Source organism: Micromonospora humi, from assembly GCF_900090105.1.
Taxonomy (GTDB): Bacteria; Actinomycetota; Actinomycetes; order Mycobacteriales; family Micromonosporaceae; genus Micromonospora; species Micromonospora humi.
The window spans coordinates 1-12,811 of record NZ_FMDM01000011.1 but is presented as its reverse complement, the minus strand read 5'-3'; the positions used below and the strand labels follow the sequence as shown (position 1 = coordinate 12,811).

Sequence of the window (12,811 nt, the reverse complement as noted above, 5' to 3'; positions counted from 1 at the left end):
GGGTCAGGTGCGGGGGAGGGGGTGGGCGCGCAGGAGGCGGGCCCACCAGGGGCGGTGGTCGGGGTGGGGGGCCGGCAGGCCGCGCAGGCTCAGCCAACCGCCGGGGCCCATCGTCACGGTGCCGACCGCGGGTGGGCGGCGGCGGGACCAGACGGCCACGGCGGCGGTGAGGGCGGCCACCGCGAACGCGCCGGTGGCGGCCGCGACGAGCTGGTCCGGGTCGACCACCCGCCGGTAGCGGACCTCGCCGCCGACCAGGACGAACGCGCCCACCGGGCGGCCCTTGACGGTCACCGGCACCAGCGCGGCGTCCGGTGCGCCGGGCAGCTCCAGCACCGGGCCGACCGGCCCGGGGTCCGCCGGGGCCGGGGTCGCCGCGCCGGCGGGGGTCGCGGGCCGGGGAACCGGGGGTACGGTGTTCAGCCCGGTCGGGTTGAAGATGGCGGTCATGGCGCTGCCCTCCTATCGGGAGTCGGACGAGTCGGTGCCGGCCTCGACCGCGGCCCGGCCGGCGGCCAGCCGCGCCACCGGCAACCGGTACGGCGAGCAGGAGACGTAGTCGAGTCCGGCCGCGGCGAAGAACGCGATCGAGTCGGGGTCGCCACCGTGCTCGCCGCAGACCCCGACGGTCAGCTCCGGGCGGGCGGCCCGCCCCTCCGCGACGGCCAGCTGGACCAGTCGCCCCACCCCGGTGACGTCGAGGCTCTCGAACGGCGAGACCGGGAAGATCCCCCGGGCCAGGTACGCGGGGAAGAACGACCCCTCCACGTCGTCGCGGGAGAACGCCCAGGTGGTCTGCGTCAGGTCGTTGGTGCCGAGGGAGAAGAACCGGGCCTCCACGGCGATCTCCCCGGCGGTCAGCGCGGCCCGGGGCGTCTCGACCATGGTGCCGATCGGGATCTCCGGCGCACCGTCCACCTCGGCCAGCACGCGGCGTGCCTCATCGGCCACGGCGACGAGTTCCCGCACGTCCCCGACCAGCGGCACCATGATCTCCGGCCGGGGATCGCCGCCGGCGTGGGCCCGCTGGGCGGCCGCCTCGGCCAACGCCCGCACCTGCATGGCGAACAGCCCCGGCACCACCAGTCCCAGTCGTACGCCCCGCAGCCCGAGCATCGGGTTCGCCTCGTGCATCCGGCGCACCGCGGCCAGCAGCGTGGCGTCGCGGCCCGGGTCCGCGCCGCGCGCCCGCGCGGCGGCCACCCGGGCGGTCAGCTCCGCCAGCGGGGGCAGGAACTCGTGCAGCGGCGGGTCGAGCAGCCGGACCGTCACCGGCAGCCCGTCCATCGCGGCGAGCAGCCCGACGAAGTCGGCCCGCTGCAACGGCAGCAGCGCGTCCAGCGCGGCGGCGGTCTCCGCCGGCCCGTCGGCCAGGATCAGCCGCTCGACGAGCTCCCGGCGCTCGCCGAGGAACATGTGCTCGGTCCGGCACAGCCCGATGCCGGCGGCGCCGAGCCGGCGGGCCCGGCGGGCGTCGTCCGGGGTGTCGGCGTTGGCCCGGACGCCGAGCGTCCGCACCGCGTCCGCGTGCGCGAGCAGCCGGTGCACGGCGGCGGTCAGCGGGTCGGACTCGGGTCGCAGCTCACCGGCGAGGTAGCGGGCCACCGGGGACGGCTGCACCGGCACCTCGCCGAGCCAGACCCGCCCGGTGGCGCCGTCGATCGAGATCAGGTCGCCGGCCCGCACCACCCGGTCGCCGACGGTGAACTCGCCGCGCTCACCGTCGATGCGCAGCGCGTCGGCCCCGCACACGCAGGTCCGGCCCATGCCCCGGGCCACCACTGCGGCGTGCGACGTCTTCCCGCCGCGCGAGGTGAGCACGCCGGCCGCGGCGATCATGCCGGGCAGGTCATCGGGGTTGGTCTCCGGCCGGACCAGGATCACCGGTCCGTCGGCCGCCGCCGCGGCCGCGGAGTCGAAGACCACCCGGCCGACCGCGGCGCCCGGCGAGGCGCCGACCCCGACGGCGAGCGGTTCGGGCGCGGCGGCGGCGTCGAACGCCGGGAACATGAGCTGGGCGAGCTGCGCCCCGGTGACCCGGGTCAGCGCCTCGTCGGCGGTGATCACCCCTTCCTCGGCGAGCTGCGCGGCGATCACGAACGCGGCGGCGGCGGTGCGCTTGCCGACCCGGGTCTGCAGCATCCACAGCCGGCCGCGCTCGATGGTGAACTCGACGTCGCACAGGTCGCGGTAGTGCCGCTCCAGCGTCGCCATGATCTGCCGGAGCCGGTGGTAGCTCGTCGGGTCCAGCCGGGCCAGCTCGGTCAGCGGCACCGTGTTGCGGATCCCGGCCACCACGTCCTCGCCCTGGGCGTCGGTCAGGTAGTCGCCGTAGACGCCGGGCACGCCGGTGGCCGGGTCGCGGGTGAACGCCACCCCGGTGCCGGAGTCCGGGCCGAGGTTGCCGAACACCATCGCCATCACGGTGACCGCGGTGCCCAGGTCGTCCGGGATCCGTTCCTGCCGCCGGTAGACCCGGGCCCGCTCCGAGCGCCAGGAGGAGAAGACCGCCCGGACGGCGAGGAAGAGCTGCTCGTGCGGGGCCTGCGGGAAGTCGTGCCCGACGTGCCGGGCGAAGATCTTCTTGTACGTGTCCACCAGGTCGCGCAGCTGCCCGGCGCTCGGCCCGCCCGGCCCGGCGGTGGCCCGCACCGCGGCCAGCTCGTGCTCGAACTCCTCGGCCGGGACGCCGTGCACGGTGCGACCGAACATCTGGATCAACCGGCGGTACGAGTCCCAGGCGAAGCGCTCGTCGCCGGCGTGCGCGGCCAGCCCGGCCACCGTCGCGTCGTTGAGCCCGATGTCGAGGATCGTCTCCATCATCCCCGGCATCGAGTACCGGCCGCCGGAGCGCACCGCGAGCAGCAGCGGGTCACCGGGGTCGCCGAGCCGCCGGCCCAGCCGCGCCTCGACCTCGCGCAGGTGCGCGTTGATCTCCTCGTACAGCCCGTCCGGTGGGGTGCCGGTGGCCAGGTAGGCGCGGCACGCGTCGGTGGTCACGGTGAACCCGGGTGGCACCGGCAGCCCGAGCCGGGTCATCTCGGCCAGGTTGGCGCCCTTGCCGCCGAGCAGGTCGGCCCGGTTCCGGTCACCCTCGATGAAGTCGTAGACGTACCTCGGCATGGTCCGGCCTCCTCGACTGCGTCGTTCCTCCTTCTTCGTACCGGCGTGGCCGGCCGGGCCGGCAGGGCCGACCGGGGCACCGGCCGGGCCGGAGGTCCCGTCCGGTGTCGGTGGGTCCGCGTAGGGTCTCGGCCGTGACCCCCGAGGTGGAACTCCGTCCGGTACGCGACGACGACCTGCCCGCCTTCTTCGCCCACGAGCAGGACCCGCAGGCCAACTGGATGGCCGCGTTCGGCCCGAAGGACCCGTCGGACCGGGCCGCGTTCGACGCGCACTGGGCGCGCATCCGTGCCGACGAGCGCATCGTCAACCGCACGATCGTCGCCGGCGGCGAGGTGGTCGGGCACGTGGCGGCGTTCCCGGTCGACGAGCAGACCGAGGTCAGCTACTGGATCAACCCGGAGCGTTGGGGGCGCGGCTACGCCACCGCCGGGCTCACCGCGCTGCTGCGCGAGGTGCGGCAGCGGCCGGTGCACGCCCGCGCCGCGAAGGACAATGGCGCCTCCCTCGCGGTGTTGCGCAAGTGCGGCTTCGTCGTGGTCGGCGAGGACTCGGGATTCGCCGTCGGCCGCGGCGTCGAGGTCGAGGAGTGGGTGCTGGAGCTGCCCGCCGAGGCGACTGACCAGGGCGACCACTAGTCTCCCCGGGGTGAACTGGCTGGAACTCGTCGGCTGGGCCGGCTCCGCGCTGCTGGTCTGGTCCCTGCTGCAGACGCGCATCCTGCGGCTGCGCGCGCTCAACCTGGTCGGCTGCCTGATCCTGATTGGCTACAACGCCGCGGTGCACGTCTGGCCGATGGTCGGGCTGAACGTGGTGCTCGCCGTGATCAACGTGTGGTACCTGCGCAAGATGCTGGCGACCCGGCACGACGAGCAGACCTACCAGGTGGTGGAGGTGGGCACCGGCGACGCGTTCCTGGCCCACACCCTGCGGGTGCACGCGGCCGACATCGCCCGGTTCAACCCGGCCTTCCGGTGGGACCCGACCGCCGCCGACCGGTCGGCGTTCCTGGTGGTGCGCTCCGACGAGGTGGTCGGCGTGATGGTGTCGCACGCCGAGGCCGGCGGGGTCGCCCAGATCGACCTGGACTACGTGACCCCGCCGTTCCGCGACTTCACCCCCGGCGAGTTCGTCTACCGGCGCAGCCGGCTCTTCACCGACCGGGGCTTCCGCCGGGTGGTCAGCCCGCCGGGCATGGTCGCCCCCTACTACCAGCGGCTCGGCTTCCGCCCGGAGGGCGGGGCGTACGTGCTCGACCTGCCCGAGCCGGCCTGAGCCCGGTCAGGTCCGGGGCGGGCCGAACCAGCGGGTGAGCGCCGCGCGCAGCCCGTCGGAGTCCGGGGCGTCGTCGGCGGAGGCCCAGGCCAGATAGCAGTCCGGCCGCAGCAGCAGCGCGGTCGACGAGGTCCCGGCCAGCCGCCCGCCGATCACGTCCACCCGGTCCCGCCACGGCGCGGCCGCCGGGCCGAGGGTGCCGGTGCCGTCGAGCAGCAGCGGGCGCGCGTCGCGGGTCAGTTCGGCCAGCCGCACCGGCCCGGCGTCGCCGTGCACCACCAGGTCCGGCGCCCAGGTGCCGACCGGTGGCCCGTCCGGTCCCGGGTCGTAGCGGACGTCCGCGCCGGCCATCAGCGCGGCCACGTGCGCGGCGTTCTCCGGCCGGGCGAGCAACTCGCCGACGAGTTCCCGCAGCGCGGTGACCTCGCTTCCCGGGGCGATCAACGCGGTCTGGGCCTGGGTCGACACGGTGACCCGCCGGGCCGCCGGGCGGCGCTCCGCCTCGTAGGTGTCGAGCAGTCCGTCCGGGGCCCGGCCGCGCACCTCGGCGGCCAGCTTCCAGCCGAGGTTCACCGCGTCCTGCAGACCCAGGTTGAGCCCCGGGCCGCCGATCGCGGAGTGCACGTGGGCGGCGTCGCCGAGCAGCAGCACCCGGCCGTCGCGGTAGCGCTCGGCCAGCCGGGTGTTGCCGCCGACCAGGCGACGCAGCACGTGCGGCCCGGTGCCGGCGGGCGGGTCGAGCGGCACCTCGACGCCGAGCACCCGGGCCACGCTGGCCCGCATCTCGGCGAGCGTCATCGGCGCGTCCGGCCCCGGCGCGTCCGGCCACTCGGTGGTGCTGACCAGCGGCGGTCGGTCCGGGAACGGCGCCCAGACGATCAGCCCGCGCTCGGTGCGGGTGTGCCGGAACGGGCCGACGACCCGGTGGCCGGGAACGGCGAGGCCGCCGGTGACCGGGTCGATCGCCTCCGCCGGCACAGCGACCTGGGCGGTACGCGAGACGGACCGGTCGGTGGTCACGCCGGGGAAGGCGATCCCGGCGAGCTTGCGGACCGTGCTGCGCCCGCCGTCCGCGCCGACCAGGTACCGGCAGGTGACAGTGGTCCCGTCGGCGAAACGGACCTCCACCGCGTCGGCGCGCTGCCGCAGCCCGGTCACCTCGCATCCCCGGCGGATCGGTACGCCCAACTCGGCGGCGCGGTCGGCGAGCACCCGTTCGATCTGCCGTTGCGGGACCGGCAGGCCGTGCAGCGGATTGTCCGCGACGCCGCGCAGGTCCAGCGGCAGCGCACCGAAGACGAATTCGGGTGCCGGCCGCGGCGGCGCGGTGTCGCCGGTGAGGCGCTGGTGCAGGCCGCGCCGGTCGAGCATCCGGACCACCTGGCCGACCAGCCCGTTGGCCCGGTTCTCGGTGGTCGGCGCGGCCAGCCGGTCGCAGACCACCGGCCGGACCCCGGCGAGCGCCAGCTCGGCGGCGAGCATCAGCCCGTTCGGGCCGGCCCCGACAATCAGCACGTCGATCACAACATCCTCCAGGACCGAAGGCGGGGCCCCTTGTCAACGCCTCGGGTAGAGAAGGGGCCCCTTCTCACGGTGGGTCACGTCAGCGCGGCGGCGGCAGGCCGGCGGCGAGTTGGGTCAGCGCGTCGGAGAGCATCCGGTGCACCGGCTCCGGCCGGTCGGCGCGGAGGAAGTGTCGCGTCGCCGCGCCGGCGGCCGCGCCGACCGCGGCGGCCACCAGGTGCGGGTAGAGGTCGTGGGCGGGGTCGGTGCCGGTGCGTGCGGCGACCGCCTCGGCCAGCTCGGCCTCGGCGAGCGCGCCGGCCCGCAACATCTCGCCCTGCAGGGCCGGTTCGGCGAGCATCACCCGCAGCCCGGCGACCCACTCGTCGTGGGCGTCCGGGGGTGACTGCTCGACCTCGGGGCCCGGCGCCCACGCGAAGAGGACCGCCGCCTCGACCGCGGTCCAGAGCGGCTCACCGGCCGGGCGGGCCCGCAGCGCGTCCGCCACCCGGCGGCTGCGGTCCAGGTGCCTTGCCGCGATCGCCTCGGCCTTGCTGGCGAAGTAGTTGTTGAACGTGCGGGGAGACACCCCGGCGGCCCGGGCGATGTCCTCCACCAGCACCGCGTCGTAGCCGCGGGCCACGGTCAGCCGGATGGCGGCCCAGCTCAGTGCCGCCCGGGTCGCGGCCTTCTTGCGCTCCCGCAGTCCGCTCACCTCCCCACCGTAGCGAAAAATGCGTGGCACGCAAAGATGCGTGCCACGCAGTTTTCTGGTGACCTCAGTGTGTACACAGGATTCAGGCACGCGCCGGCGGGGCACAGAGGGGCCACGCCGACCGGATCTGCCGGCCGGCGAGTCGGCCATTGGCCGACCCGGATCGGGCCCGAGGGAGAGAACCGCTCGTGCAGAGCTACTGGAGCCAGTTGGCCCTGGTCGGTGTGCTGGTGATCGTCAACGCGGCCTTCGCCGGCAGCGAGATGGCCCTGGTCTCGCTGCGGGACAGCCAACTGCAACGGCTGGAACGCAGCAGCCGCGCCGGCCGGACCCTGGCCCGCCTGGCCAAGGACCCGAACCGCTTCCTGGCCACCATCCAGATCGGCATCACCCTCGCCGGCTTCCTCGCCTCCGCCGCGGCGGCGGTGTCCCTGGCCCGCCCGCTCGTACCGCTGCTCGGGGTGTTCGGCAACGCCGCCGAGACGGTCGCCATCGTCGCCGTCACCCTGGTGCTCACGTTCGTCACGCTGGTCTTCGGCGAGCTGGCGCCCAAGCGCATCGCCATGCAGTCCGCCGAGCGGTGGGCGCTGCTCGTGGCCCGGCCGCTCGACGTGCTGGCCAGCGTGACCCGCCCGGCGGTCTGGCTGCTCGGCGCCACCAGCGACATGGTGGTCCGCCTCTTCGGCCTCGACCCGAAGCACGAGCCGGACGAGATCGGCCCCGACGAACTGCGCGACATCGTGGCCGGGAACCACGGCTTCACCAAGGAACAGCGCACGATCATCGCCGGCGCGGTGGAGATCGCCGACCGGCAGTTGCGTGCGGTCCTCGTACCCCGGTTGCAGGTCTTCACGCTCGACAGCGGCACCACCGCGGACGCCGCGCGGCTCGTCCTCGCGGCGACCGGCCACTCCCGGGCGCCCGTGGTCCGCCACGGCGGCCTGGACGACGCCGTCGGCGTCATCCACCTGCGCGACCTGGTCGGCGTCCCCGACGACCGGCCGGTCGACGAGATCGCCCGCCCACCCATGCTGCTGCCCGACTCGCTGCCCGTGGTCGACGCGCTGCGCCAGTTCAAGGCCGAGCGGCAGCACATCGCCCTGGTGGTGGACGAGCGCGGCGCGGTCGACGGGATCGTGACGCTGGAGGACATCCTCGAGGAGATCGTCGGCGAGATCTACGACGAGACCGACCGGGACCTGCAGGCGGTCCGCACCGAGGCGGACGGCACCCTGGTGCTGCCCGGCACCTTCCCGGTGCACGACCTCACCGACCTCGGGGTGGAGCTGCCCAACCGGCCGGCCGGCGACTACACCACTGTCGCCGGGCTGGTGCTGATCTGCCTCGGGCACATCCCGACCGTGGCGGGGGAGCAGGTCACCGTCGACGGCTGGGAGCTGTCGGTCGCCGGCGTCGACCAGCGCGCGATCACCGAGGTGCACATCCGGCGGCGCCCCCGCCGCGAGCGGACCGACGGCGACGACGACGCGGCCGACGTCGATCCCGCCGACTCGGCGGACACCCCGGAACTCGACGACGCGCGCCGCTGACGACAGCGCGCCGAAACGGTCGTCGCCCGACCGTTCGGCGACGCCTGGCGCGGGCGCGAAGGGTGAGCCGGGCCGAGCGGACTCAACGCCGGCCGGCGGGCGGCCCGAACGGGAAGCCGGGCACCGGCGGGTGCAGCCGCACCGCGTCGGCGGGCACCTGGTGGGTGCTGCGCCCGATCAGCCGGGCGACCGCCCGCAGCAGCCATGGCCCGGCCGGGTGCAGCTCCGGCCCGATCAACCGGCTGGTCACCCGGGTCCACCAGTGACCGGCCACGATCACGTCGGTGACCCGCAGCCGCTCCGGCGGCCAGCCACCGCGCACGACCACGTCCACCACCCGGCCCAACCGCCGCCCGTGCAGGTCGTACGCGGTGCGTCCGAGCAGCTCACCCGCTCGCACGGTACGACCCCGGGATCCGCTCGATCAGGTGCCGGCGCAACCACGTCTCCACCGGTGACGGCGGCAGGTCCGCCGCCCGGCACCGCAGCCGCACCGCGCTGTCCACCCGGGCCACGGCCGCCAGCGGCACGCGCAACGGCGGCACCGGCGGATCGTCGGTGAACCGGTCGGCGACCGCCACCAGCAGCCGCCCGATCCGCCCGCCGATCCGCTGCCCGAGCGCGCCCTGACCGGTGAGCAGCCCGTCCACGTACGGGTAGCCCTCGTCGTCCACCGCGAACGCGACGTCGTCGACCCGCCCGACGAGCCGACCCTCGACGTCGACGATCTGCCGGTCGAGCAGCTGCCTGGCGAGCTGGACCCTCATCGCCCCATCCCCGTCACGATCGCCAGCGGGATCGCCGCCACCGAGGCGGCGACGATGAGCAGCAGGAACACCGCGCCGAGCAGGTTGTTCCACCACCCGTTGACCCGGTCACCGAGGTAGGTGCGGTCGTTCGCCACCACCAGGATCGGCAGGTAGGTCAGCGGCAGCACCACCGCGCTCAGCACCAGCATGTACTCGGTCAACCGCACCGGGTCAACGGTCGTCATCAGCATCACCACACCGAGCAGCAACCCGACCAGCAGGACGCTGTGGAACCGGGCGGCCTCGCGGGGGCTGACCCGCTTACCCCACTGCCAACCGAAGTACTGCGCCGCCGCGTACGCCGCGGACAGCCCGGTCTCCAGCGCCGCGCCGAACGTCACCGCGAAGAACGCCAGCACGGCGGCGGCCAGGCCGGCACCGCCGAGCGCGGTCGCCACCGGCCGGGCCACCTCGCCGAGCGAGCCCAGGGACGCGTCGGACGGGTGGTAGGCCACCGTCGCCACGGCGATCAGCGACAGCGCCAGGAACCCACCGACCGGAAAGCCGATCAACACGTTCGACCGGGCCCGCGCCAGGTCCGCCGCGCCCCAGCGCTCCTCCACCCCACCGGAGGAGAAGAAGAAGACCTCGTACGGGCTGACCGTGGAGGCGAACAGGGCGACCGCCACGAACCAGTACAGCGGCCACCCGTGCCCGGCGGAGCTGACCTGCCAGGCGCCCTGCCCGAGTTCCGCCCAGTCGGTCGGCAACGCCACCAGCGCGACCGCGAAGACCAGCAGCGCCAGCCCGGCCAGGCCGAAGACGCGCTCCATCAGCTCGAACCGCATCCGCCACAGCACCAGCCAGACCGCCAGCGCGGCCAGCGGCACCCAGAGCAGGTGGCTCACCCCGGTGGCCAGGTGCAGCGCCAGCGCCACCCCGCCCAGCTCCGCGGCCAGCGTGACCACCGTGACCAGCCACGACGCGACCAGGTTGAGCAGCGCCACCCGCGGGCCCAGCCGCTCCCGGACCAGGTCGAACACCGCCCGGCCGCTCACCGCCGCGATCCGGCCGGCCATGTCGGCGTACGCGCAGATGCCCACCACGCCGACCAGCAGCACCCAGGCGTGGGCCATGCCGAACAGCGCGCCGGCCTGACTGGCCGCCACCAGGTCGCCGATGTCGACGAACCCGCCGATGGCCGACAGCACGCCCAGGGTGGCGGCGAGGAGCTTCCTCACGTCGGGTCGGGAACGGGTGGCCTCATCGACGCGACGATATCGGCGTCAGCGCCCGGTTTCGGGCGAATGCCTCAGCCGGCGGTGAGGTTCTGCAACCGCACCTGCCCGCGGGCCACCAGCCGGGCGTCGCCGTCGGTGATCTCCACCAGCCACAACTGCTGGCTGCGGCCCCGGTGCACCGGCGTGCCGACCGCGGTCAGCTCGCCGTCGCGCACCGCACGCAGGAAGTCGGTCTGGTTCGACACCCCGACCACGGTGCCCCGGTCGCCCAGCCAGAGCGCGCCGCCGACACTGGCCACCGTCTCCACCACCGAGCAGTAGACCCCGCCGTGCTGGATCCCGTACGGCTGCAGCAGCTCCGGGCGGACCTGCCAGCGGATCACCACCCGGTCACCGCCGACCTCGTCGAACGTCAGCCCCAGCAGGGCCGCGAAGCCCCCGGTCAGGTCCGGCATCTCCACCGTCGTTCCTCCTCGCGCTCGGCGGAGCCGCCAGCCTAGTCGGCGGGCGGTGCCGGCAAACCCGGTACGGCCCCGGGCCGGGGATGGGGGAGAATGGGTGACCGTGACCGACAGCAACCTCCCGCAGGGGCGGGACTCCCTGACCGAAGACCTGCTGTGGCGGGGCCTGATCCAGGACTCGACCGGCCCCGACGAGCTGCGCGCGCTGCTCGACGGCCCGAGCGCCACGTTCTATGTGGGCTTCGACCCGACCGCCCCCAGCCTGCACGTCGGCAACCTCATGCAGGTCGTCATGGCCCGCCGGCTCCAGCTCGCCGGGCACCGGCCGCTCCTGCTGGTCGGCGGTGCCACCGGCCAGATCGGTGACCCGAAGGAGAGCGCCGAGCGGACGCTCAACCCGCCGGAGGTCATCGCCGGCTGGGTCCGGCGCATCCGGGACCAGCTCTCGCCGTTCGTCACCTACACCGGCGACAACGCGGCGCAGATGGTCAACAACCTGGACTGGACCGGCGAGATGTCGGTGGTGGAGTTCCTCCGGGACGTGGGCAAGCATTTCCCGGTGAACAAGATGCTGGCCCGCGAGGTGGTCAAGGCCCGGCTGGAGAGCGGCATCAGCTACACCGAGTTCAGCTACCAGCTGCTCCAGGCCAACGACTTCTTCGAGCTGCACCGCCGGCACGGCTGCCAGCTCCAGTACGGCGGCTCCGACCAGTGGGGCAACATCACCGCCGGGGTGGACTACGTGCGCCGGCGCGGCGCCGGACCGGTGCAGGCGTTCACCACCCCCCTGGTCACCAAGTCGGACGGCACCAAGTTCGGCAAGAGCGAGACCGGCGCGGTCTGGCTCGACCCGGAGATGACCAGCCCGTACGCCTTTTACCAGTTCTGGCTCAACGCGGACGACCGCGACGTCACCCGCTACCTGCGCTACTTCAGCTTCCGCTCCCGCGAGGAGCTGGAGGAGCTGGAGAAGGCCACCGCGGAACGCCCCCAGGCGCGCACCGCCCAGCGGGCCCTGGCGGAGGAGCTGACCGCGCTGGTGCACGGCGAGCGCGAGACGGCGCAGGCGGTGGCGGCCAGTCAGGCGCTGTTCGGCCGGGGAGCGCTCGACGACCTCGCGCCGGAGACGCTGCGGGCGGCGCTCACCGAGGCCGGGCTGGTCCGCGTCGGCGAGCTGCCGGACGTCGCCGGCCTGCTCAAGGAGTCGGGCCTGGTGCCGAGCATGAAGGAGGCCCGGCGGGTGATCGCCGAGGGTGGCGCCTACGTCAACAACACCCGCGTCACCGAGGTGGACGCGACGGTCTCCGCGGTGGACCTGCTGCACGGGCGCTATCTCGTGCTGCGCCGGGGCAAGCGGTCGTTCGCGGGCGTTGAGCTGGGCGAATAGTCGACTGTCGACGATGTGATGCGGGACGCGCCCGGCGGATTTGACGATCAATCCGCCGGGCGCGTAACTTTCTCTCTGCCAGCGCGGAACGGACGAACAGGGCGAAAGACCTGAGCGGCCGGAGCGCAGGACCTGGGACGCGGGCGGTGCCCCCGGATCCGCCGGGAGGCGGATTTGGAGAGGCGGAACCGACCGGGTAAGGTTATCGGCCGGCAGGGAAACGGACGGGCCAGCGGGAAACCGCGATCGGCCGTCCTGCCGAAATCCTCGAAGCTACCGGCGCGAGTCGGATGCTGCGCGGTGTGCCCGGCAAAAGGGTGATGCACGACAAACCGGGAAACACCGGTTTGACACGGCAGAAACCAGCGGGTAACGTAGTAAAAGTGCCCGGCGCGAGAGCGGCGGGGATGTGGACGAGATACCCCGGGTCGGGGGCCTCCTGGTGGGGTTTCCGGTGTGGTGTGTGGTTGTTCTTTGAGAACTCAACAGGGTGCTTGATAAGCCAGTGCCAATTGTTTTATACCCCGGACTGGTCAGGCTTTGGTCTGTCTGGTTGGGATTCCTTTGGCAACACTTTTGTTGCCAGGACATTGTGTCCGACAAAGTTTTTGTTGGAGAGTTTGATCCTGGCTCAGGACGAACGCTGGCGGCGTGCTTAACACATGCAAGTCGAGCGGAAAGGCCCTTCGGGGTACTCGAGCGGCGAACGGGTGAGTAACACGTGAGCAACCTGCCCTAGGCTTTGGGATAACCCCGGGAAACCGGGGCTAATACCGAATATGACCACATGTCGCATGGTGTGTGGTG

Annotated in this window: 12 protein-coding genes and 1 rRNA gene; 5 read left to right on the top strand and 8 right to left on the bottom strand. The window is 73.6% G+C overall.

All coding sequences use genetic code 11. The annotated features are described in order from the left end of the window. Positions 1-3: 3 nt before the first annotated feature. Both GA0070213_RS20355 and ppdK read right to left on the bottom strand, forming a co-directional pair. Positions 4-450 carry a hypothetical protein gene (locus tag GA0070213_RS20355; protein ID WP_091066971.1) on the bottom strand — a complete coding sequence of 149 codons (447 nt, stop codon included), beginning with the start codon at positions 448-450 and terminating at the stop codon, positions 4-6. A 12-nt stretch (positions 451-462) separates the two neighbouring features. Continuing rightward, entirely contained in the window at positions 463-3,123 is a 2,661-nt protein-coding gene (ppdK, locus tag GA0070213_RS20350) for a pyruvate, phosphate dikinase (protein ID WP_091066968.1), read from the bottom strand. Positions 3,124-3,257: 134 nt separating this feature from the next. On the opposite strand from ppdK, the gene GA0070213_RS20345 reads away from it, so the two are divergent. Together GA0070213_RS20345 and GA0070213_RS20340 are read left to right on the top strand one after the other, a co-directional pair. Next, positions 3,258-3,761, top strand: a complete 504-nt coding sequence (locus tag GA0070213_RS20345) for a GNAT family N-acetyltransferase (RefSeq protein ID WP_091066958.1) — start codon at positions 3,258-3,260, stop codon at positions 3,759-3,761. A gap of 10 nt (positions 3,762-3,771) precedes the next feature. Continuing rightward, entirely contained in the window at positions 3,772-4,398 is a 627-nt protein-coding gene (locus GA0070213_RS20340) for a YgjV family protein (protein WP_091066954.1), read from the top strand. A 6-nt stretch (positions 4,399-4,404) separates the two neighbouring features. Here the strand turns inward: GA0070213_RS20340 and GA0070213_RS20335 are convergent, their stop codons facing one another. After that, positions 4,405-5,913, bottom strand: a complete 1,509-nt coding sequence (locus tag GA0070213_RS20335) for an FAD-dependent monooxygenase (protein ID WP_281182310.1) — start codon at positions 5,911-5,913, stop codon at positions 4,405-4,407. A gap of 88 nt (positions 5,914-6,001) precedes the next feature. Then, a complete protein-coding gene (locus GA0070213_RS32555) occupies positions 6,002-6,616 on the bottom strand; it encodes a TetR/AcrR family transcriptional regulator (RefSeq protein ID WP_217628642.1) in 615 nt (204 codons plus the stop codon). 188 nt (positions 6,617-6,804) lie between these two features. Here GA0070213_RS32555 and GA0070213_RS20325 point away from each other — a divergent pair, with 188 nt between their 5' ends. Continuing rightward, positions 6,805-8,166 (top strand): hemolysin family protein, encoded by a 1,362-nt coding sequence (locus GA0070213_RS20325; RefSeq protein WP_091066945.1) that lies wholly within the window; start codon positions 6,805-6,807, stop codon positions 8,164-8,166. Between the two features lie 82 nt (positions 8,167-8,248). Here the strand turns inward: GA0070213_RS20325 and GA0070213_RS20320 are convergent, their stop codons facing one another. From GA0070213_RS20320 to GA0070213_RS20305, 4 genes are all read right to left on the bottom strand, one after another. Further along, on the bottom strand, positions 8,249-8,566 hold the full coding sequence (locus GA0070213_RS20320) for a hypothetical protein (protein ID WP_091066941.1): 318 nt from the start codon (positions 8,564-8,566) through the stop codon (positions 8,249-8,251). Continuing rightward, positions 8,553-8,933 carry a hypothetical protein gene (locus tag GA0070213_RS20315; RefSeq protein WP_091066938.1) on the bottom strand — a complete coding sequence of 127 codons (381 nt, stop codon included), beginning with the start codon at positions 8,931-8,933 and terminating at the stop codon, positions 8,553-8,555. Before GA0070213_RS20315 ends, GA0070213_RS20320 begins: the two co-directional genes overlap by 14 nt. Next, positions 8,930-10,156: an NRAMP family divalent metal transporter gene (locus GA0070213_RS20310; RefSeq protein ID WP_091066934.1), complete on the bottom strand. Its 1,227-nt coding sequence runs from the start codon at positions 10,154-10,156 to the stop codon at positions 8,930-8,932. Before GA0070213_RS20310 ends, GA0070213_RS20315 begins: the two co-directional genes overlap by 4 nt. A 71-nt stretch (positions 10,157-10,227) precedes the next feature. Then, positions 10,228-10,611, bottom strand: coding sequence for a PaaI family thioesterase (locus GA0070213_RS20305; protein ID WP_175441427.1), 384 nt, complete (start codon positions 10,609-10,611; stop codon positions 10,228-10,230). Positions 10,612-10,720: 109 nt separating this feature from the next. On the opposite strand from GA0070213_RS20305, the gene tyrS reads away from it, so the two are divergent. Beyond that, positions 10,721-12,004: a tyrosine--tRNA ligase gene (gene tyrS, locus GA0070213_RS20300; protein ID WP_091067651.1), complete on the top strand. Its 1,284-nt coding sequence runs from the start codon at positions 10,721-10,723 to the stop codon at positions 12,002-12,004. 608 nt (positions 12,005-12,612) lie between these two features. Continuing rightward, positions 12,613-12,811: ribosomal RNA gene (locus GA0070213_RS20295) — 16S ribosomal RNA — on the top strand; the annotation flags it as partial.